At 70.7% G+C, this 19,619-nt stretch carries 19 protein-coding genes and 3 pseudogenes; 15 read left to right on the top strand and 7 right to left on the bottom strand.

The genetic code is table 11. The annotated features are described in order from the left end of the window. Positions 1-32 precede the first annotated feature (32 nt). The gene (locus ACIPC1_RS15785; protein ID WP_402517149.1) at positions 33-341 is read right to left on the bottom strand and encodes an acyl carrier protein; all 309 of its coding nucleotides are present in this window, start codon (positions 339-341) and stop codon (positions 33-35) included. A 215-nt stretch (positions 342-556) separates the two neighbouring features. Between ACIPC1_RS15785 and ACIPC1_RS15780 the strand changes: the two genes are divergently transcribed. The 12 genes from ACIPC1_RS15780 (at position 557) to serS (ending at position 12,831) form a co-directional block, all read left to right on the top strand. Beyond that, entirely contained in the window at positions 557-2,188 is a 1,632-nt protein-coding gene (locus ACIPC1_RS15780; RefSeq protein ID WP_384388954.1) for an aldehyde dehydrogenase family protein, read from the top strand. Positions 2,189-2,226: 38 nt separating this feature from the next. Further along, a complete protein-coding gene (locus ACIPC1_RS15775; RefSeq protein WP_402517146.1) occupies positions 2,227-3,366 on the top strand; it encodes an acyl-CoA dehydrogenase in 1,140 nt (379 codons plus the stop codon). A gap of 70 nt (positions 3,367-3,436) precedes the next feature. After that, the gene (locus ACIPC1_RS15770) at positions 3,437-4,720 is read left to right on the top strand and encodes an aspartate aminotransferase family protein (protein ID WP_402517143.1); all 1,284 of its coding nucleotides are present in this window, start codon (positions 3,437-3,439) and stop codon (positions 4,718-4,720) included. A 2-nt stretch (positions 4,721-4,722) separates the two neighbouring features. Next, positions 4,723-5,205 (top strand): type II toxin-antitoxin system RatA family toxin, encoded by a 483-nt coding sequence (locus tag ACIPC1_RS15765; RefSeq protein ID WP_384388866.1) that lies wholly within the window; start codon positions 4,723-4,725, stop codon positions 5,203-5,205. 6 nt (positions 5,206-5,211) lie between these two features. Further along, positions 5,212-5,748 carry a hypothetical protein gene (locus tag ACIPC1_RS15760; protein ID WP_402517141.1) on the top strand — a complete coding sequence of 179 codons (537 nt, stop codon included), beginning with the start codon at positions 5,212-5,214 and terminating at the stop codon, positions 5,746-5,748. Continuing rightward, positions 5,745-6,299: a flavin reductase family protein gene (locus tag ACIPC1_RS15755; RefSeq protein WP_402517139.1), complete on the top strand. Its 555-nt coding sequence runs from the start codon at positions 5,745-5,747 to the stop codon at positions 6,297-6,299. The genes ACIPC1_RS15760 and ACIPC1_RS15755 overlap by 4 nt, the downstream gene beginning before the upstream one ends. After that, a complete protein-coding gene (locus ACIPC1_RS15750) occupies positions 6,296-7,279 on the top strand; it encodes a VlmB-like protein (protein ID WP_402517136.1) in 984 nt (327 codons plus the stop codon). Before ACIPC1_RS15755 ends, ACIPC1_RS15750 begins: the two co-directional genes overlap by 4 nt. Then, positions 7,276-8,298: a beta-ketoacyl-ACP synthase III gene (locus ACIPC1_RS15745; protein WP_402517134.1), complete on the top strand. Its 1,023-nt coding sequence runs from the start codon at positions 7,276-7,278 to the stop codon at positions 8,296-8,298. The genes ACIPC1_RS15750 and ACIPC1_RS15745 overlap by 4 nt, the downstream gene beginning before the upstream one ends. 111 nt (positions 8,299-8,409) lie before the next feature. Then, complete coding sequence (locus ACIPC1_RS15740; RefSeq protein ID WP_384388852.1) at positions 8,410-8,640, top strand: phosphopantetheine-binding protein; 231 nt, start codon at positions 8,410-8,412, stop codon at positions 8,638-8,640. Continuing rightward, complete coding sequence (locus ACIPC1_RS15735; RefSeq protein WP_402517131.1) at positions 8,640-9,860, top strand: beta-ketoacyl-[acyl-carrier-protein] synthase family protein; 1,221 nt, start codon at positions 8,640-8,642, stop codon at positions 9,858-9,860. The genes ACIPC1_RS15740 and ACIPC1_RS15735 overlap by 1 nt, the downstream gene beginning before the upstream one ends. 120 nt (positions 9,861-9,980) lie before the next feature. Beyond that, the gene (locus ACIPC1_RS15730) at positions 9,981-11,561 is read left to right on the top strand and encodes an APC family permease (protein WP_402517129.1); all 1,581 of its coding nucleotides are present in this window, start codon (positions 9,981-9,983) and stop codon (positions 11,559-11,561) included. Further along, the gene (gene serS / locus ACIPC1_RS15725; protein WP_402517128.1) at positions 11,545-12,831 is read left to right on the top strand and encodes a serine--tRNA ligase; all 1,287 of its coding nucleotides are present in this window, start codon (positions 11,545-11,547) and stop codon (positions 12,829-12,831) included. Before ACIPC1_RS15730 ends, serS begins: the two co-directional genes overlap by 17 nt. A 128-nt stretch (positions 12,832-12,959) precedes the next feature. Here serS and fabI read toward each other — a convergent pair whose 3' ends face one another. The 6 genes from fabI to ACIPC1_RS15695 form a co-directional block, all read right to left on the bottom strand. After that, positions 12,960-13,724, bottom strand: a complete 765-nt coding sequence (gene fabI / locus ACIPC1_RS15720; RefSeq protein WP_402517125.1) for an enoyl-ACP reductase FabI — start codon at positions 13,722-13,724, stop codon at positions 12,960-12,962. Beyond that, positions 13,721-14,047 (bottom strand): ferredoxin, encoded by a 327-nt coding sequence (gene fdxA, locus ACIPC1_RS15715; protein WP_384388837.1) that lies wholly within the window; start codon positions 14,045-14,047, stop codon positions 13,721-13,723. The genes fabI and fdxA overlap by 4 nt, the downstream gene beginning before the upstream one ends. 51 nt (positions 14,048-14,098) lie before the next feature. Further along, positions 14,099-15,502, bottom strand: coding sequence for an MFS transporter (locus ACIPC1_RS15710; protein ID WP_402517123.1), 1,404 nt, complete (start codon positions 15,500-15,502; stop codon positions 14,099-14,101). Positions 15,503-15,610: 108 nt separating this feature from the next. Continuing rightward, on the bottom strand, positions 15,611-16,705 hold the full coding sequence (locus ACIPC1_RS15705; protein ID WP_402517642.1) for a fatty acid desaturase family protein: 1,095 nt from the start codon (positions 16,703-16,705) through the stop codon (positions 15,611-15,613). Positions 16,706-17,422: 717 nt separating this feature from the next. Beyond that, positions 17,423-17,581 (bottom strand): hypothetical protein, encoded by a 159-nt coding sequence (locus tag ACIPC1_RS15700; RefSeq protein WP_402517121.1) that lies wholly within the window; start codon positions 17,579-17,581, stop codon positions 17,423-17,425. 44 nt (positions 17,582-17,625) lie between these two features. Continuing rightward, complete coding sequence (locus ACIPC1_RS15695) at positions 17,626-18,621, bottom strand: DUF2156 domain-containing protein (RefSeq protein ID WP_402517119.1); 996 nt, start codon at positions 18,619-18,621, stop codon at positions 17,626-17,628. Positions 18,622-18,797: 176 nt separating this feature from the next. Here ACIPC1_RS15695 and ACIPC1_RS15690 point away from each other — a divergent pair. The 3 pseudogenes from ACIPC1_RS15690 to ACIPC1_RS15680 all read left to right on the top strand — a co-directional run bounded on the left by ACIPC1_RS15690 (position 18,798) and on the right by ACIPC1_RS15680 (position 19,150). Next, positions 18,798-18,892 (top strand): annotated as a pseudogene (locus tag ACIPC1_RS15690). 34 nt (positions 18,893-18,926) lie between these two features. Further along, a pseudogene (locus tag ACIPC1_RS15685) lies at positions 18,927-19,021 on the top strand. A 34-nt stretch (positions 19,022-19,055) separates the two neighbouring features. After that, positions 19,056-19,150: pseudogene (locus tag ACIPC1_RS15680) on the top strand. Positions 19,151-19,619: the final 469 nt, after the last annotated feature.

Here is a 19,619-nt window from a genome sequence, read left to right as displayed (position 1 = left end):
GGAGCAACTCCTTCTGTCCTGGGCCTGGTTGATCAGCGGGAGGGCGAAGTGGCCAGGGCGTCGGCCAGGTAGTCCACGAGGTAGGCGACCGTCGGCTCGTTGAACAGCACGTTCGCGTTGATAGACAGATCGAGGAGCTGCTCCAGGTTCTGCCGTATCTCGGTCAGTCGCAGTGAGGTGAGACCGAGGTCGAAATAGCTGATGTCGAGCGGAAGGTCTTCCGACTCGTCCATGAGGAGAACTGACTTGAACCTCTTCAGGACCAGCGTCTCTATTTCCTCGGCGAGTTCGTTCCGCGGCAGCTCTCGGAGCCGCTGGAGCGTCGTGTCGGTGGATGACATGGCCGCCATGCAAACAGCAGCGGCTGACATCCCGCTGACAGCCTGCGGGAAGTTGGCTGGATCAGTCCGGTGTCAGCGGCGAGTCAGATTCGGCTGCCACGATCGAGTTGCTTCGAAAGGCAATTAACCGAAAAGCGGGCCGGGATCGGACGGCCACGCGAACCGGAAGAGAACCGCCCGGAAATATCCCCAAGGAAAGCTCGGAAGGGCTGATGATGCTTCACGGAGCTGCGCAGGAAGAAAGTGCTCCGGCACATTCCGGATTCAGGAGCTACGACCTCTATATCGCGGGCAAGGATGTCGCCGGTGCCGGATGGGTCTACACCGTCAGCGGACGATCCCTGCTGGAAGACGTGTTCACCAGTGTGAGCCTCAAACGCCAGCTGGAGCAGGACCCGGAGTCCGAGGCGGCCCAGCACCCCTATGTGGTGGGCCGTTGCGCGATCGCCGACGACAACGCCATCGACATGGCGACGCAGGCCGCCGCGGCCGCCGCCTCGGACTGGGCGGCCGTTCCGCTGGAGCGGCGGATGCGCCTGGGCACCCGGTTCAGGGAGGAACTCCTCAAGCACCAGGACGAGTTCCTCGAGATGCTGGTCGCCGAGTCGCACCCGGTGAAGCTGGCCCGCTGGGAACTCAGCTGCCTGCTTCAGATCTACGCCCCGGGAAGCCTGCGCTGGTACACGAAGCAGATGCGGGTCGAGAAGGAGTACGCGGGCCGCAAGCTGATTCTGCACCGCCAGCCCGACGGCGTGGTGGCGTTCAACCCCCCGCAGAACGCCCCGCTGCCCAGTGCCGCCCTCTCGGTACTGGCGCTGATGGCCGGCAACGCCGTCATCGTCAGGGCACCGCGCAGTATCGCGCTGAGCACCATGTGGCTGCTGCGCGACATCGTTGCCCCGCTGCTGGAGGAACTGGACGCGCCGCCCGGTGTGCTCAACGCGGTGTGCAGCAACCCCAAGCAGACCATGGACCGCTGGATCACCGACCCGCTGATCGACGACATCTTCTACATCGGCGGCAGCCAGGAGGGCCTGCGCTTCGAGCAGCAGTGCGTCGCGCACGGCAAGAAGCCCATCCTGGAACTGGCCGGCAACGACGGCATCGTGGTGTGGAAGGACGCCGACGTGAAGTGGGCGGCCGAGGCCGTCACCGAGTCCTTCTTCGGCTCCGGCCAGATCTGCATGGTGCCCAACTATGTGCTGGTCCACCCGGACATCGCCGACGCGCTCATCGCCGAGGTGAAGGAGCAGGTCAAGGCGATCCGGCCGGGTCTGCCCGAGGAGGAGGACGTCCTGCTGTCGCCGGTGCGCCGCAGTGAGCGCTTCTTCCGGCTGCTGCGCCAGGCACTCGACAACGGAGCCACCCTCGTCACCGGCGGCCGGCGCACCGAGGTCGACGGCACCCCCTCGGAAACCGGCGTCTTCCTCCAGCCCACCGTCCTGCGCGTGGACGGCCTGGACCGCGCCCGCACCTACGACGTCGTCCGCGAGGAGACCTTCTTCCCGCTCATCCCCGTCATCGTGCCGGAGCACGAGAACGACGACGCCCTGCTGGAGGCGTTCCTGCGGTTCGTCAACTCCAACGAATACGGGCTGCGCAACTCCCTGTGGTCCCGCTCCGACCACGTCATCGAGACCTTCGTCCGGCGCGTCGTCAACGGCGGTCTGCTGAAGGTGAACGACTCGCACATCGGCTTCCTGCCGTATCTGCCCAGCCACGGCGGCACCGGCCGCACCGGTGGTGCCTTCGGCGAGGCCAACTACCCGATGCTCAAGACCTCGCACGTCCAGGGAGTGAGCATCGCCCGCGACATCAGTCCCTACGACGCGGTCTTCGGCGCCTGAGGGCCCCACCGCCGTCCGTCCTCACCGGAGGTTTCCCCGTGCGTTCCCTCGATGCTGCTCGGGCCGTCTGCGAGCACTTCCATCCCGGTCTGATCAAGGAGCTGAAGGAGATCCCGTACGCCACACGGGAGCACCCCGGCAGCCCGGTGATCGACCTGTTCCGCATCCACAGCGGCGTCGGCCTGCTGATCCCCCAGAAGTACGGCGGTCACGGCGCCACCCCGCTGGAGGCGCTGCGCACACAGCTGGCGCTGGGCGCCGAGTCCCCCTCGCTGGTCGCGGCCGTCTCCATGCACCACTTCACCGCCGCCATGCTCTACTCCCTGGCCGTCAACGCCGGCCGGCTCACCGGCGCCCAGACCGAGTTGCTGCACCGGATCGTCCCCGAGCAGCAGGTCATGGGTTCCGGCTGGGCCGAGGGCCGCACCGCGCAGAACATCCTCACTCCCGGGGTGTCCGCCCGGCCGGTCCAGGGCGGCTATCTGCTGTCCGGCTCCAAGAAGCCGTGCAGCCTCTCGCGCTCGATGAGCCTGCTCACCGCGAGCATCGCCATCCACGGCGACGAAGGCGTCCCCGAGCTGGCACTCGCCCTGGTGCCCGCCGACGCGCCCGGCCTTTCCGTCCACCCGTTCTGGGGCAACGACCTGCTGGCGGGTGCGGAGAGCGACGAGGTGCGCCTCGAAGACGTGTTCGTACCGGCCGACATGGTCGTACGGGCCGGGGCGGACGACCCGCAGCGCCTGGACGACCTACAGACGGCCGGGTTCGTCTGGTTCGAGCTGCTCATCTCGGCCGGCTACGCGGGCGGTGCCGCGGCCCTCGTCGAGCAGGTCCTTGAGCGCGAGCGCGGCAGCGTCCAGGAACGGGCCGCCCTCGCCGTGGACCTGGAGGCCGCCCTCGCACTCCTCGAAGGGGTCGCGCGGGCGATCGGTCCCGAGCCGGGCGACGAGGAATCGGTGGCCCGCGTCCTGGTCGCCCGCTACGCCGTGCAGAACGCGCTGCCGGGGATCGCCTCCCGGGCCCTGGAGCTGCTCGGCGGTCTGGACTTCATCAGCGGTTCCGCGCACGCCCTGGCGGCGGCCGCCGTGCGCGCCCTCGCCTTCCATCCGCCGTCCCGGGGCGCCGCCGCCGAACCGCTGCTGCGCTACTTCGACGGCGGCCCGCTGGTGCTGGCCTGAGCGGACGCCCTGCTGTCGTGCCCCCGGTGACCGCTGAGCCACCGACCCCGTTCTTTGGAGTGAGATACCCATGACCGTGATCCAGGAGGCCCCGGCAGACACCGAGGCGGAGATCCTCGGCCTGTACCGGGCCCATCTGAGCAAGGGCCGGGCCACCCTCGCCGAACTCTTCGGCAGCCACATGGAGGTGGCGTCGGAAGGCGCCTGGCTCACCGCGAGCGACGGAGAACGCTTCCTCAACGCGGGCGGCTACGGCGTGTTCATCATGGGCGCCCGCCATCCCATCGTGATGGAGGAGGTGGAGCGCCAGCTGCGTACCCACCCCACCGCCACCCGCATCCTGCTCGAACCCACCGTGGCCCGCGCCGCCGAGGCGCTGGTCTCCGTGATGCCCGAGGGCCTGGACCGCGTGCACTTCGCGCTGTCCGGCGCGGAGGCGGTCGAGACCGGCCTCAAACTGGCCCGCGCGGGCGGCTACAAGCGGACCGTCTCGATGCACGGCGGCTACCACGGCAAGACGCTGGGCGCGCTGTCCGCCACCGCGAAGGACGTCTACCAGCGGCCGTTCAGGCCCCTGGTGCCCGACTTCCTGCATCTGCCGTTCGGCGACGCGGACGCCCTGGAGGCGGAGCTCGCCGCCCACCCGGGCGAGGTCTGCGTCATCCTCGAACCCATCCAGGGCGAGGGCGGCGTCATCATTCCGCCCCGGGGCTACCTCAAGCGCGTCGAGGAACTGGTCCGCGCCCACGACGGGTTCCTGATCCTCGACGAGGTGCAGTCCGGTTTCGGCCGGCTCGGCGAGTGGTGGGGAGCGGACATCGAGGGCGTGGTGCCCGACGTACTGCTCGCAGGCAAGGCGCTCGGCGGCGGCGTGCTGCCGGTCTCCGCGGCCATCGCGACGCGCAAGGCCTTCCGCCCCTTCGACAAGGACCCCTACGTCCACACCTCGACCTTCTCCGGCCAGCCGGTGCTGATGGCGGCGGTACGGGGCGCCATCCGGGCGGTTCAGGAGGAGCGGCTGGTCACCCGGGCCACCGACCTCGGGGCGGCGCTGCTGCCCCGGATCACCGAGATCGCCTACCGCAACATTCCCGAACTCGTCGTGGAGGTCCGCGGCCGAGGTCTGCTCATCGGGATCGAGCTCGTCGAGGCCGGCCTTGCGGGCGAGCTGCTGATCGAGCTCTTCAACCACGGTGTGGTCGCCAACCACTCCATGAACGGCAGCTCGGTGGTGCGGTTCACGCCGCCCGCCGTGCTCAGCGACACCGACGTGGAGTTCCTCCTCAACTCCTTCGACCTGGCCACCCGCGACCTCGTGCGCGGCGCGGCCACCATGCCGAAAGGCGGTAACTGATCGTGCGGCACGTCGAACTGGATGCCCTGATACCCGCGGAGCAGGCCGACGCGGTCTACGACTCCGTACGGCGCTGGGAGCGGTACCCGGACCTTGCGCCCCATGTGAACACGACCACGGTGCACGCCACCTACCCCGCTGAGAACGCCAGTTCCAGCTGGGAACTGCACTTCCGCAGCGGTCTGCTGCGCTGGACCGAGTCCGATGTCTTCGTGCCGGAGCAGGGCGAGATCCGCTTCGAGCAGACCGACGGCGACTTCGACTCCTTCGTCGGCACCTGGTCCCTGCTCCAGGACGGCGCGGATGTCGCCGTACGTTTCACCGCCGACTTCGACTTCGGTATCCCGAGCCTGGAGGGAATCCTCGACCCGATCGCCGAGCGGGTCATCAAGGAGACCGTCGCCTGGGCGCTGACCGGACTGTTCCCCGCCGTGCGGCTCCTGGGCGGCGTCGAGCTCACCACACCCGCCACCGTGGGGAGTTGACCGGCCATGGACCAGGCGAACCCCTTCGAGACACCAAGGACGTACTCGCTGCACCGGGCCGAGTACCTGGTGGGCCTCGCCGTCACCACCGGGCTGATCATCGCCCACTTCGGCGAGATCCGCTGGCTGCCGGCGATCGCGCTGTTCCTCTACATCGACCTGATCGGCTACATCCCCGGCGCGATCGCCTTCAAGCAGAGCGGCGGCCGGCCGATCCACAAGGCGTACTACGTCCTCTACAACACGATGCACAGCCTCATCACGCAGGGCGCGGTGGCCGCGCTGTGGTGCTGGCTGGTGAAGCCCGAGTGGGCGCTGCTGGTGCTGCCCTTCCATCTCTTCGGCGACCGCGGCCTGTTCGGCAACTTCATGAAGTCCTTCGCGCTGCCCTTCGAGCCGGTCCGGCAGCCCGGCTACCTGCGGCTCCTCGACGACCTGGGGATCGCCCACCCGAAGCCGGCCGGGCACGCCACGGACCCGGTGGCGGTCGGCCACATCCCCGCGCCGCAGGTCCGCCAGAAGAGTCCGGAGGCCGTGCGATGACCACCGTCACCGAGGTTCGGACCGCGCGCCGCGCGGTGCGGCAGGACCCGGAACAGCGCCGCCGGGCGCTGTACCACCTGGCATCACCCGTGTCGGTGCTGACCGTCGGCCACGAGGGCGCCGCGCACGGCACGACCGCCAGCACGGTCACGCTGGTGTCCCGCAAGCCCCTGCTGGTCGGGGTCGTGCTGCGGGCCGACTCGTCCTTCGCACGGCTCGCAGCCGCCGAGGGCCGGTTCGCGATCAACGTACTCTCCGCCGAACAGGCCGATGTGGCACGGCACTTCGCGGACAGCGGCCGCCCCGATGGCCCGGAGCAGTTCGCGGGGCTCGCGTGGACGAGCGACTCCTACGCGCACGCCCCGCTGATCGCGGGCGCGCTCGCGCACTACACCTGCCGGTTCCACTCCGCACACCCGGCGGGCGACAGCGAGCTGCTGCTCGGTCACGTCGTCCGCGCCACGGCCGACGAGGTGCCGCCCCTGTTCAGCTACGCCGGCGCGCTGTTCGCCGGTTCCCTGCGCCCCGCGAAGGAGGCATCGGCATCATGACCGGTTCTGTGGCACCCGAGGCCGACTGGGACAAGGCGCCCGGTCTGCTCGACGGCGCGAAGGAGCTCACGCTCGGCCCCGAGGAGTGCAACCTCGCCTACTGGTTCACCTCGGTGGCGCAGGGCACGCTGCGCGACCGGGGCGAGACCGGGCACCACGTGGACGCGACGGTTCCCGACTTCCTCCGGGAGCCCGGTCCACTGCGCGACGCGCTGATCCTTGAGTTCGGCTTCCGCAGCCTGTCCGAGGAGATCGCGACCCGGCTGCTCGGCCACTACGTCGCCATCGCCCCCGGCATACCCGAACTGGAGTTCTACGCAACCCAGTTGATCGACGAGGCACGGCACGCCCGGGTCTTCCGCAACCACCTGGTGGAACTGGGGATGTCCGCGGACACCCTGCTCGCGGACATCGACGACATGGCCGCGGACTACCGCAAGCGCGTCCTGGACCCGGTGGAGAACTTCACCCTCGACATCGTCCGCGACCAGGCCGACTTCCCCGGCGCCGTCGCCGTGTTCGCCATCGTCATCGAGGGGGTGCTCGCCCCGGCCGCCGAGCTCAGCGAGCGCAAGTGGACCCCGCTGTCCCCGGCCACCGGCGAGATCTCCCGCGGCACCGCCATCGACGAGATCCGCCATCTGACCGTGGCCAGCACGATCCTGCGCGACCACACCACCCGCCACCCCGAGTACCGCCCGCGCCTCCTGGAGATCCTGCGGGCCGGGGTACAGCTGTGGGACGAGGTCCCCGACCGCGAGTTCGTCATCCACCGCGAGGAACTCTTCCAGCAGGGCATGGCCCAGCACGCCGACAGGATCGGCGACTACGAGATCTGGCCCGGCGTACGGATGCTCGACACCACCCCGGACCAGCGCTACGACATGGCCGAGCGCTGGACGGACGAGATGGCCGAGTCCCGCATGGCGTACATGGGCCTGCCCGTGGACGTCCTGAGCAGCCCCGGGACCGGGACATGAGCGGTGGCACGGGGGCGACCGGGCGGGCGGCCGTGATCGACGGGATCGGGGCGTACGTACCGCCGGGGCTGGTGACCAACGACGACCTGGCCCAGCGCCTGGACACCTCCGACGCCTGGATCCGCTCGCGCACCGGCATCGCCGAGCGGTACGTGGTGTCGCCCGGCACCGCCACCTCCGACCTGGCCGTCGAGGCGGGGCTGCGCGCGCTGAAGTCGGCGGGCGACGACCGGGTGGACGCGGTCGTGCTGGCCACCACCACACCCGACCAGCCCTGCCCCGGTACCGCACCGCAGGTGGCGGCCCGGCTCGGTCTCGGCCAGGTCGCCGCGTTCGACGTGGCCGCCGTCTGTTCCGGGTTCCTCTACGGCCTGGCCACCGCCTCCGGGCTGATCGCCGCCGGGGTGGCCGACCGCGTACTGCTCATCGCCGCCGACGCGTTCACCACGCTCATCAACCCCGCCGACCGCACCACCGCGGTGATCTTCGCGGACGGGGCGGGCGCGGTGGTCCTGCGGGCCGGTACGCCGGACGAGCCGGGGGCGATCGGCCCACAGGTCCTCGGCAGCGACGGCGAGCTGAGCCATCTCATCACGGTGCCGGCCGGGGGCTCGCGACAGCGCTCGACCGGCCCCCCGGCCGACCCGGACGACCAGTACTTCCGGATGCTGGGCCGCGACACCTACCGGCACGCCGTGGAGCGCATGACCGCCGCCTCACGGCAGGCGGCCGAGCTCGCCGGCTGGCGGCTCGACGACGTCGACCGGTTCGCGGCGCACCAGGCCAACGCCCGCATCCTCGACTCGGTCGCGGAGCGCCTCGCCGTTCCCGCCGAGCGGCAGCTGACCAACATCGAGCGGGTCGGCAACACCGGGGCCGCCTCGATCCCGCTGCTGCTGTCGCAGGCCACCGCCGACGGCCGGCTCCGCGCCGGGCACCGGGTGCTGCTGACCGCGTTCGGCGGGGGCCTGTCCTGGGGCGCGACCACGCTGGTCTGGCCGGAGGTACAGCCGGTCTGACCCCTCGTCACCCACCGCACACCCGCGCCACGCACAGCCGCACCCCTCGCACACCGCATACCGCACACCGCACACCGCACGCCCGCATCACACAACCCGAAAGGAACCGTCATGCTGGAGCAGCTCAAGGAAATCCTGTCCACCAAGCTCAAGGTGTCGCCCGAGTCCATCACCCCGGAGGCCACCCGCGAGGACATCGAGCTGGACTCGCTGGCCGTGGTGGAGCTCTCGTTGCTGCTCAAGTCCGAACTGGACCTCGACATAAGCGACGACGACCTCCTTGAGGCCGCCACCGTGGCCGACATGGTCCGGCTCATGGAGGAGCGGAGCGCGAAGGTCTGATGGCCGGCATCGACATCGCCGTCACCGGACTCGGTCTGGTCACCCCGGGCGGCGTCGGGGTCGAGGCGAGCTGGGCGGCGGTCTGTGACGGCAGGTCGGCCGCCGCGCTCGATCCCGCGCTGGCGGACAATCCGGTACGCATCTCCTGCCGGGTGCCGGGCTTCGACCCCGAGCTGCTGCTGAGCGCCCGGCGGGCCCACCGCCTGGACCGGTTCGTACAGTTCGCCCTGGTCGCCGCCCGTGAGGCGGTCGCCGACGCGGGCCTCGATCCGCAGACCTGGGACGGGGCACGCGTCGGGGTGGTGCTGGGCTGCGCCGACGGCGGACCCGGCACGGTCGAGGAGCAGCATCATGTGCTGCGGGAGCAGGGCGCCGCCCGGGTGTCCCCGCTGCTGCTGCCCATGCAGCTGCCGAACATGCTGGCCGGTCAGACGGCCATCGAGTTCGGGGCCACCGGGCCCAACCTGGTGGTGACCACGGCCTGCGCCTCGGGCGGCACCGCCATCGGCACGGCGCGGGACCTGCTCACCCTGGGGCGCTGCGACATCGTCCTGGCGGGCGGCAGCGAGGCGATGATCACTCCCCTGGTCATGGCCGGCTTCGCACAGATGGGTGCCCTGTCCCGGCGGGAGGAGGACCCGGCCACCGCGTCCCGTCCCTTCGACGCGGACCGGGACGGGTTCGTCGCCGGGGAGGGCGCCGGGATCCTCGTCATGGAACGCGTCGAGGACGCCCGGGCCCGGGGTGCGCACATCCACGGCCGGATCGTCGGCTACGGAGCCACCGCGGACGCCCACCACATGACGTCGCCGCACCCGGACGGCGCCGGAGTCGAGGCGGCGGTCCGCGCCGCCCTCGCCGACGCCGGCGCCGACCCGGACGACGTGCAGCACGTGAACGCCCACGGCACCTCCACCCCGCTCAACGACCTCGCCGAGGGCCGCATGATCCGCCGCACCCTCCAGGGAGATCCCCTGGTCACCTCGACGAAGGGAGTCACCGGTCATCTGCTGGGCGCGGCCGGCGCGGTGGAGGCGGCGTTCACGCTGCTGAGCATCAAGCACGAGCTGGTGCCGCCGATCGCCAACCTGTCCATCCCCGACCCGCGAATCGAAGTGAAACTGGCCCTCACCGCGACCTCCATGCCCATCGACCTGGCCCTCAGCAACTCGTGCGGCTTCGGCGGCCAGAACACCGTCCTGGCCTTCGCCCCGGCCTGAGGACCCGCCCCAGCGGCCACCGGCCAAAGGCCCGCCCCGGCCTCCGCCCGGTGGCCGCCCCGCGTCCCCCGGTACCCACGCTCTCCCGTGCTCTCCCACCTCTCCTGACCTGGAGTCCCCATGTCCAAGAGCGGTTCCCCTCCAACGGACGGTCGGCCGGTCGCCGACGCGGCCATCCCACGGGGGCGGCTCGGCACCCGGCACATCCTGTTCCTGATCGTCGCGGCGGCCGCCCCGCTGTCCGCGATGGTCGGCACCGTGCCGCTCGCATTCGCGTTCGGCAACGGCGCGGGCGTCCCGGCCGCCTTCCTCTTCGCCGGCGTCACCCTGTTCTGCTTCTCCGTGGGGTACGCCGTCAGCGCCCGCCGCACCGGCGGGTCCGGCGGTTTCTACGCCTCGACGGCCGACGGTCTGGGGCGCCCGCCCGCCGTCGCCGCGGGCTTCGTCGCCCTGCTCGCCTACAACTGCGCCACCATCGGCCTGGCCGGGGCGCTCGGCTACTTCACCCAACTGGTGCTTGCGGCCCACGGGTTCACCGTGTCCTGGCAGTGGTGCGCCGCCGTCGGCCTGCTCGCGGTCGCCGTTCTCGGCTACCGCGAGATCGCGGTCAGCGCACGGGTGCTCGCCCTGCTGATGCTCGGCGAGATCGGCATCCTCCTCGCCCTGGACGTGGCGATTCTGGCCCGCCACGGCCTGTCCGCGCTGCCCACGGCCTCGTTCTCCCCGCAGGTGGCCACCGGCCCCGGACTGGGCGTGGCGGTGATGTTCGCGTTCGTCTCCTACATCGGTTTCGAGTCGGCGGCGCTGTACGGAAAGGAGGCACGCGACCCGCGGCGCAGTGTCCCCCGGGCCACCTATGCCGCCGTACTGCTGATCACCGTGTTCTACGCGCTCACCAGCTGGCTGGCGGTCGGAGCGCTCGGCACCGGCAAGGTGCGCGAGGCCGCCACCGAGCGGATGGGCGACCTGTTCTTCGTCCTCGGTGACGACTTCCTCGGCACCACGGGCAACACCGGTCTCCAGATCCTGCTCTGCACCAGCCTGTTCGCCGCGACCCTGGCGCTGCACGGTGCGGCCAACCGGTACGCCCAGGTGCTCGCCGAGGACGGTCTGCTCCCCGCCGCGCTGGCCGTCGAGCACCCCCGGCACCGCTCCCCGCACCGGGCGAGCATCGCCCAGAGCGTGCTGACGGCCCTGGTCGTCGGCGGCTTCGCGGTCGCGGGCCTCGACCCGTACGCCGATCTCACCACCAGCATGCTGGGCCTGGGCACGCTGGGCATCGTCGTCCTCCAGGCGATGGCCGCGCTGTCCGTCCTGGGGCTGCGACTGCGACAACGGCGCGGGCAGCCGCAGGGGCACTGGTGGCGGGAGGTCGTCGCACCGCTGCTGGGCTTCGCCGGGCTGGCGGCCTCCGTCTGGCTGGTGACCGGCAACTTCGCCATGCTCACCGGATCTCCCGACCCGCTCATCGCGAAGCTGCCGTGGCTGCTGGTCGCGGTGGCCGCCCTCGGCCTCACCTACGCCGGCGTGCTGCGCTCCGCCCGCCCCGACCGCTACCGGCAACTGGGCGCCCGCCACCTCACCACCGCCGACCCCGGCCCCGTCCCTCCGATCGAACGGGGCACGGCAACAGGCACGTCCATACCCACCGCCCGCCTTCCCGAACGCGCCTCAGGAGACCGTCATGCACGATCCACGTGAGCTGCTCGACGACGGGCCGGCCGCCGCACGGCGGCTGGCCCGTCGCCGCTACGCCCTCGACCTGCCCGCCCTCGCCGAAGGCCTGCGCGGCCGGGCCGAGGCCCAGGCCGAGGTGACCCGGCTGCGGACCGAACTGAACCGGACCTCGCGCGGGGGTGGGCGGTCGGGTCCGCCCTCCGAGCAGGCCAAGGAGGCCGCACGCGCGCTGCGCGCCGAGGTCCAGCGGGCCGAGGCGACGGCCAGGACCACCGGCCAGGACCTCACGGACCTGCTGCTCGGCATCCCCAACGTCCCCCTGGACACGGTCCCGGACGGCGACTCCGAGAAGGAGGCGGTGGAGATACGCCGCGGCGGCCCGTCCCCGCGCGCCGCCGCCGACGCCCGCCACCACTCCGACATCGGCGAGTCGCTCGGCATCCTGGACGCTCCGGCGGCCGCCCGGCTCTCCGGCGCCCGCTTCAGCGTCAGCCGCGGTGCCGGCGCCCGGCTGGAACGGGCCCTGGCCGACTTCTTCCTCGATCTGCACACCCAGGAGCACGGCTACACCGAGCACTCCGTGCCGTTCCTCGTCAGCCGGGACACCATGACGGGCACCGGCCAACTCCCCAAGTTCGAGGAGGACTTGTTCCGCACCCAGGTCGGCGACCGCGAGCTGTTCCTGATCCCCACCGCGGAGGTACCGCTCACCAACCTGCTGGCCGGGCAGCTGCTCGACGCCCGCGCCCTGCCGTACGCCTTCACCGCCCGCACCCCCTGCTTCCGCGCGGAGGCCGGGGCGTACGGACGGGACACCCGGGGCATCCTGCGGCTGCACCAGTTCGAGAAGGTGGAACTGGTGCGTGTCTGTGCCCCGGAGGACGCCCAGGAACAGCTCGCACTCATGGTGGAGCACGCCGAGGAATGCCTGCGGCGCCTCGAACTCTCCTACCGTGTGGTCCTGTTGCCGGCCGGCGACCTGGGCTTCTCGGCCAGGATGACGTACGACATCGAGGTGTGGCTGCCGGGCAGCGACGCCTACCGCGAGATCTCCTCCGTCTCCGACTGCGGCACCTTCCAGGCCCGCCGCGCCGACATCCGCCACAAGTCGCCGGACGGCCGCAAGGCCCCGGTCGCCACCCTCAACGGCTCGGCGCTGCCCATCGGACGCACCGTCGCCGCACTCCTGGAACAGGGTCAGCAGCCGGACGGTTCGGTCCTGCTCCCCGCGGCCCTCGCCCCGTACACCGGCTTCCGCCGCATCCTGCCGGGCGGCGAGACCGCTCCCGACTGAGCGGCCCGCCCCAACGGACGTGACAGGGGCGGGAGTCCGGGTGTGACACCCGGACTCCCGCCCCTTTCGCGTACCGGGCTCCCGTCCCTTTTCGGGTACCGGACTCCCGCTCCCGTCCCGTACCGGAGTCACGCTCCCGTCATGTGCACCCCGCCGTCCACATGGACGATCTCCCCGGTGGTGCGCGGGAAGAAGTCCGACAGGAGCGCGGCCACACCGCGCGCCGCGGGCTTGGGGTCCGTGAGGTCCCAGCCGATCGGGGCCCGGCCGGGCCACATGTCGGCGAGCTCCGAGAAGCCCGGGATGGACTTGGCCGCCATGGAGCGCAGCGGCCCGGCCGCGACGAGGTTGCAGCGGATCCCGCTCGGGCCCAGGTCGCGGGCCAGATAGCGGCTGGTCGACTCCAGCGCGGCCTTGGCGACGCCCATCCAGTCGTACCGCGGCCAGGCGACCGTCGCGTCGAAGGTGAGCCCGACCACCGAGCCGCCGCGCCGCGCCATCAGCGGAAGGCAGGCGGTGGTGAGCGACTTGAGGGAGTACGCGGACACGTGCACCGCGGTCGAGACGTCCGCCCAGTCGCCGTCGAGGAAGCTGAAGGCGCCGCGCGGTCCGTACGCGATGGAGTGCACGACCCCGTCGAGACCGTCGACGTGCTCCCGCACCCGGCCCGCGAGCCCGTCCAGGTGCTCCTGATCGGTGACGTCCAGCTCGATCACCGGAGCGGGCTTGGGCAGCCGCTGCGCGATGCGTTCGATCAGCGAGAGCCGGCCGAAGCCGGTCAGCACGACCTCTGCGCCCTCCTGCTGGGCGATCCGCGCCACGTGGAAGGCGATGGACGATTCCGTGACGACACCGGTCACCAGGACGCGCTTGCCCGCGAGAAGTCCGCTCATGACCGGGTCACCGCCTGCGGCAGGGCGCCCACCAGCGGCGAGTCGTGGTCGAGAGCGCCGAGCGCCGCACCGCCGCCCGGTGCGCCGAGTTCGGCGAAGAAGTCGGCGTTGGAGGCACGGTGGTCGCCCCACTCGGCGGGGATGTCGTCCTCGAAGCAGATGGCCTCGACGGGGCACACCGGCTCGCAGGCACCGCAGTCCACGCATTCGTCGGGCTGGATGTAGAGGGCGCGCCGGCCCTCGTAGATGCAGTCCACGGGGCATTCGTCGATGCAGGACCTGTCCTTCACATCGACACACGGCAGGGCGATGACGTACGTCATCCGAAACTCCTTAGTTCCTCTTCGGGTCCAGGGGTCCAGGGGTCCAGGGGTTCACGGGGTCGGCGCGCGGTCGACCGAGGCGCCGGTGGTGTGGTCGCCCAGCGCGAGGACGGTGACGGTGAGCACGGCCATCGCGGCGGCGATGACGGCGAACAGCGCTCCGGGTCCATGCGAATCCAGAACGGGCAGCAGGACGAACGGCAGCGCGGCGGCGCTGAGTTTGGAGAGCGAGTAGGCGGCGCCGGACGCGGTGGCACGGATGGCCGTCGGGTACTGCTCGGAGAGGTAGACGTGCGACACGCTGGAGAAGACGTTGCTGCACAGCGTGTAGGCGAAGCCGAACACCACGATGAGTGCGACGGAGCCCGCGAGGGCGAAGCCCATGCCGGCCGCGGCCATCGCGGCGGCCGAGACCGCGACCAGTGTCTTGCGCTCGACCCGGTCGATGACGGGCAGCGACAGTGCCGAGCCGACCGGGTAGCCGAGGAACGACAGAGCGGTGTAGCCGAGACCCGCGACGATGCCGTACCCCTTGGCCGCCAGGATCTGGGGCGCCAGTGAGCCGAATCCGTAGTAGCCGACCACGGAGAGCGCGCAGAAGATCCAGAGCATCACCGTCCGGCGCCGCAGCCCGGGCTTCAGGACGTCCCGCATCCGGACCACCCCGGACGTCGTACCGACCTCCTTGGCGTCCCCGGCCGTCGGTACGACGTCCGCTCCGGCCGCCGACGTACCGGGCGGCACCTCGGCCTCCATGCGGGACACCAGCTGCTCGGCCTCCTCCTCGCGGCCGACCGACGCCAGCCAGCGCGGTGACTCGATCAGCCGCCGCCGCAGGATCCACACCACCGCTGACCCCAGCGACCCGGCGACGAAGAGCCAGCGCCAGCCGTCCACACCGAGCGGCGACAGCGGTACGAGCCACAGGGCCGCGAAGCCCACGGCGGGCACCCCGCAGAAGGCGAGCGTGTAGGCCCCGGCGATGAACCGGCCGCGCTTGGCGGCGGGCAGCACATCGGCCAGATAGGTGTCGGAGAGGGTCTGTTCGGCGCCGATGCCGACACCGGCCAGGAACCGGGTCGCGATCAGCCAGGCCGCGTTGGGCGAGAAGGCTCCGAGCAGCGAGAAGGCCGAGTAGATCGCGAGATTGACCAGGAAGGCGCGGCGCCGGCCGTACCGGTCGGCGATCCTGCCGAGCAGCAGCGAACCGAAGAACTGGCCGATGAACGCGGAGGCCAGCACCAGTTTGAGCTCGTTCGCGCCGAAGGCGAAGTCGCTCTGGAGCACCTTGGCGATGGTGCCCGACAGGTTGTTCTCAAAGGTGTCGAAGAGCAGACCGACACCGACGACCAGCGTGAGTCTGCGATGCGTAGGGGTGATCGGCATGCGGTCCAGACGGACCCCGATCGAGGCGGGAGCGGAAACTCCGCTCACCGCCTTGGCGGTGTCAAGCATGGGCGAGGCTCCTAGGTCCTGTCGGAAGGGGCCGCCCGGGCGCCGGCGGACCCGGGCATGCGGGCCCGGGGGCCGGGGCAGTTGTGCGGGGAGGGGCACCTCATGGGGTCAGACGGCTCGGCCGGATTCCTGTCGGATGCGCTCGTCGACGTCGCCGCGTCGCACCGGCGCGCTGACCTCGTGCAGGAACAAGGCGACTTCGCGGTACGAGGCCCAGAAGCCGACCTCGTGGTAGGGCACGCCGCGCTCGGCGCAGTAGGCGCGCGTGAGTTCGCGGGCGCGCGGCAGGTTCTTCTGCGGCATGGCCGGGAAGAGGTGGTGCTCGACCTGGTAGTTGAGGCCGCCGTAGAGGAAGTCGATGGCCAGGGACGGACGGATGTTGCGGGAGGTGAGGACCTGCCGCTCCAGCCAGTCCAGGGTCTCCTCGTCTCCGCTGCGGACCTCCATGCCCTTGTGGTTCGGTGCGAAGATCAGCCCGAAGTAGACGCCCAGGACGGCCTGTTGGACCAGGATGAAGGCGACCGCGAGAACCGGCGAGAGGATCGTGAACACGAGGGCCAGGTAGACCGCGACGCGCACCACCAGCAGGAACGACTCCAGTACGGGTCGCTTGGTCTTGCCCTGGGCGATCGACTGGACCGCCGTCTTGTGCATCTTGAAGGACTCCAGGACCAGCAGCACGAAGAACAGCACGCTCTGGTAGCGCACCACGAACTTCTGGACGCCGCTGCGGGTCGGGTACTGCTTGATGTCGAAGATCGCGGTGCGCCGGCCGATGTCCGGGTCCATGTCCAGGTGGTTGGGGTTGCTGTGGTGCCGGTTGTGGTGGTTGACCCACCAGCCGAAACTGACCCCGTTGACGAAGTTGGCGTGGAAGTAGCCGACGGCGGAGGCGGCTTTCTTGCTGCGGAACATGGCCTTGTGGCCCGCGTCGTGCCACATGAAGGCGGACTGGCCCCCGCACAGGCCCATCCACAGGGCCGTCAGGAGCTGCCACCACGAGTCGCCCAGGGCAACGAAGGCCGCGAACCCGACCACCAGCAGTGCCGTGTTCAGGGTCAACCTGCCTATGTAGTACCGCGGATCGAGATCGAGGAGACCTTCCGCCTTGACGCGTTTGAGGAGCTCGGCGAAGGTGGCCGACGCCCCGGTGCGCTGCTGGTCGGTGGTGTCCTTGGCTTCTTGGACGTGCGGACGCTGCATACGTTGCTCTCCTTGGGAGAAGTGCCCGAAGCGGGCGGCGGCGTCGCTGCCCGACAGACGTGCGGGCGCCACGAGTCGACGGTGCGCGCTCGGGCGTTCCCGGGGCGCGGTGGTACCCACCCGGCACGCCCGGACCGCCGAAGCACCATGCGATGCCCCACCGCCCGGACCGCCGAGCGAACGTGTGTCCAGCGTTCCGTGCCGCGCTGATGTGACACTGATACTGGGCTGATTGATCGGGTCCGGGACGGGGTGGGGCGGGCGGAGCTGTGCCCGGGACGGGCGGGGCTGCGCCCGGTCCCGGACGGAGCTGTGCCCGGTCCCGGACGGAGCTGTGCCCGGTCCTGGACCGGGCCGGACCGAGACGGCCAGGGCCGTGTCCGGTCCCGGACCGACGGGGCCGGACCAGGACGGCCGGGGCCGTGTCCGGTCCCGGACCGACGGGGCCGGACCAGGACGGCCGGGGACGGTCCCAGCCCGCGACAGGCCGGGTCGGTCCGGTCCAGGACTGCCGGGGCCGTGTCCGGTCCCGAACGGCCGGGGCGGACCACGACGGACGGGCCGGACCAGGCCCGCGACAGGCCGGGTCGGTCCAGGACAGCCGGGTCCGGCCCGCGACAGGCGGGTCCGATCCGGGGCGGACAGGGCCCTGTCCGGACCTCGACAGCCAGGGCCGGACCGGGACCGGCCAGGGCCGTGTCAGGCCGGTCAGGCCGGTCAGGCCGCGGTCGGTGCCTCGCGCAGGCGCGTGTCGAGCGCCTGGACGATGCCGTCGGCGGCGCGGGCGACGTCCTCGTCGTCGGGGGCGCCGATGATGGCCATGAGCTGCTCGACCATCGCGTGCTGGAGGGTTTCGGTCTCTTCGCTGTCACTCACTGCTCTCAACTCCAAGTCGGGAAGCCGATGGACCTGACGGTGGATCAGAACGCGTTGCAGGCACGGAAGATGTGCGCGAAGCCGGCGAGCGAGGCCTGCGACCCGTCGAAGGCGACGTACTCCGGGATCAGCTCGTCGGGCGCCCACTTCTGCTTGTACGAGAGCTGGGTCTGCGCCGGGTAGAGCGCCGCACCCTCGGCCCACAGGGCGTGCATCAGCCACTGGAACGCCGGGCTGTGACCGTCGAGTTCATGACGCGCGTCCAGCCCCGTGAAGGGCGTGAACCCGAAGTGCAGCCACTCGACACCCTCGGCCCGGAACACCTCGATGGCGTGCGCGTTGATGGCCTCCATCAGTCCCGGTGAGCCGTCCGGTATCCGCCGGCTCAGGTCGTGCATCCAGCCGGCCCTGCCGCCGTAGACGGGCGCGTACGAGATGTACGCGACCGGTGTGCCCTCGATGGTCCCGGCGAACAGGCGGCGCTCCGCCTGCGCCTCGCCACCTATCTGCCCCACCAGGAACTCCAGGGCGTGGGCGCCCCCCTTGGAGCCGAGCCAGGCCTCGTCGATGGCCGCGATCGCGTCCTGCCAGTCGCCGGCCGCGACCTCCTGGATCTTCAGGCCGTTGCGGTGCGCCCGCGAGATCTTGTTGCGCAGCTGCATGAAGCGGGTGCCGCGCAGCGAGAAGTCGGGGAGTTGTACGGCCCAGGAGGCGCCGACCTGATTGACCGTGAAGCCGCGTTGGGCGTACCGCTCGGCGTCGGCGCGCTGGAGCTGTACGCCGACGAGGTGCAGACCCTCGTCCTGCACGTACCGGCGGAAGCCGTCGAGGAGCGTGTCATAGTCCTCCTCGGCGGCGAAGGGGCCGCCGAGCTGGACGGCGTACCGGCCGGTGCGGCGGTACACGACGACCCCGTCCCGGCCGGGGAGGGTGAAGGTGCTGTTACCGCTGTTGAGCGCCAGGAAAGCACTGGGATTTTCGCTGTGTGTGTGACTTCGGACCGCCCCGAATATCGGGTTGTCCGTAACGGTTGCGGGCATGCCCGTACCCCTTTCGGAAGCTCTTTTGGTAGGTGCGAGTAGAGCACCGGCGGCCCGTCAAGGGGAAGAGCACAAAGGAATTCCGATACCGCGTCAGAGACATGTCAGCTCTTCATCAGCACCCCCTGGCAATGTTGTTCTCGTGAACGGCACGGGAAACCGGAAGCCGGGAACAAGGAGAGGTGCCCGGAGCGGCTGATCGGGGACCAAGAGCACGCCTCAAAGGTCGGGCCCTCAAAAGCCCACGCAGGTTCGAATCCTGCCCTCTCCGCAAGGTGACCGCCACCAACGGCCACCCCAAACCAGGAGAGGTGCCCGGAGCGGCTAATCGGGGACCAAGAGCACGCCTCAAAGGTCGGGCCCTCAAAAGCCCACGCAGGTTCGAATCCTGCCCTCTCCGCAAAGTGGCCGCACCCAACGGCCACCCCAAACCAGGAGAGGTGCCCGGAGCGGCTAATCGGGGACCAAGAGCACGCCTCAAAGGTCGGGCCCTCAAAAGCCCACGCAGGTTCGAATCCTGCCCTCTCCGCAACACATATTCCGATGACGGCCGAATTACGGATTTCGGGTTACGGATTTCAGGTTACGGATTTCGGGTTCCTGAATTCCCGCCCGAACACGCCACCGATGTCATCGGATCCGCCGGGCAGCCCCCCTTCCCGACGGAGCGAGCACCCCGGCGGGCCGCCAAGGGACGAGGCCCGCCGGGGTGTGACGCGCGCCCCGTCGGGCGACACACCCCGCCCCCGCCCACCGCCCACGGACCGACTCGGCGACCACTCCACAGGTCAGCACACCTCCCACCCGCACCGCACCCCCTTCCAAGAAAAAATACCTTCTCAAACGAATTATTTTGTGAGAGGATCCTGGCCGGGAGGAAACTCCAGGCCCTCGCCCCATCAGGTAGCCCGGAGATCGCCAGACGCCGCCCCCGCCCGCGCCCCACCGCAGCGCGACGGCCAAGACGACCCCCCACCGTGTTCCGTCGTTCACGCAGC

Source organism: Streptomyces sp. NPDC087263 (assembly GCF_044744645.1).
Lineage (GTDB): Bacteria > Actinomycetota > Actinomycetes > Streptomycetales > Streptomycetaceae > Streptomyces.
Note: the sequence above shows the minus strand (reverse complement) of the source record. Positions and strands in the feature narration are given on the sequence as shown.

Bases quoted from the DNA above. Each gene is read 5' to 3' on its own strand.
- ACIPC1_RS15740 (WP_384388852.1), top strand. From the start codon at position 8,410: ATGCTGGAGCAGCTCAAGGAAATCCTGTCCACCAAGCTCAAGGTGTCG.
- ACIPC1_RS15710 (WP_402517123.1), bottom strand. From the start codon at position 15,502: ATGCTTGACACCGCCAAGGCGGTGAGCGGAGTTTCCGCTCCCGCCTCG.
- fdxA (WP_384388837.1), bottom strand. From the start codon at position 14,047: ATGACGTACGTCATCGCCCTGCCGTGTGTCGATGTGAAGGACAGGTCC.
- ACIPC1_RS15755 (WP_402517139.1), top strand. From the start codon at position 5,745: ATGACCACCGTCACCGAGGTTCGGACCGCGCGCCGCGCGGTGCGGCAG.
- ACIPC1_RS15770 (WP_402517143.1), top strand. From the start codon at position 3,437: ATGACCGTGATCCAGGAGGCCCCGGCAGACACCGAGGCGGAGATCCTC.
- ACIPC1_RS15745 (WP_402517134.1), top strand. From the start codon at position 7,276: ATGAGCGGTGGCACGGGGGCGACCGGGCGGGCGGCCGTGATCGACGGG.
- ACIPC1_RS15695 (WP_402517119.1), bottom strand. From the start codon at position 18,621: ATGCCCGCAACCGTTACGGACAACCCGATATTCGGGGCGGTCCGAAGT.
- ACIPC1_RS15705 (WP_402517642.1), bottom strand. From the start codon at position 16,705: ATGCAGCGTCCGCACGTCCAAGAAGCCAAGGACACCACCGACCAGCAG.
- fabI (WP_402517125.1), bottom strand. From the start codon at position 13,724: ATGAGCGGACTTCTCGCGGGCAAGCGCGTCCTGGTGACCGGTGTCGTC.
- serS (WP_402517128.1), top strand. From the start codon at position 11,545: ATGCACGATCCACGTGAGCTGCTCGACGACGGGCCGGCCGCCGCACGG.
- ACIPC1_RS15750 (WP_402517136.1), top strand. From the start codon at position 6,296: ATGACCGGTTCTGTGGCACCCGAGGCCGACTGGGACAAGGCGCCCGGT.
- ACIPC1_RS15785 (WP_402517149.1), bottom strand. From the start codon at position 341: ATGTCATCCACCGACACGACGCTCCAGCGGCTCCGAGAGCTGCCGCGG.
- ACIPC1_RS15760 (WP_402517141.1), top strand. From the start codon at position 5,212: ATGGACCAGGCGAACCCCTTCGAGACACCAAGGACGTACTCGCTGCAC.
- ACIPC1_RS15780 (WP_384388954.1), top strand. From the start codon at position 557: ATGCTTCACGGAGCTGCGCAGGAAGAAAGTGCTCCGGCACATTCCGGA.
- ACIPC1_RS15730 (WP_402517129.1), top strand. From the start codon at position 9,981: ATGTCCAAGAGCGGTTCCCCTCCAACGGACGGTCGGCCGGTCGCCGAC.
- ACIPC1_RS15735 (WP_402517131.1), top strand. From the start codon at position 8,640: ATGGCCGGCATCGACATCGCCGTCACCGGACTCGGTCTGGTCACCCCG.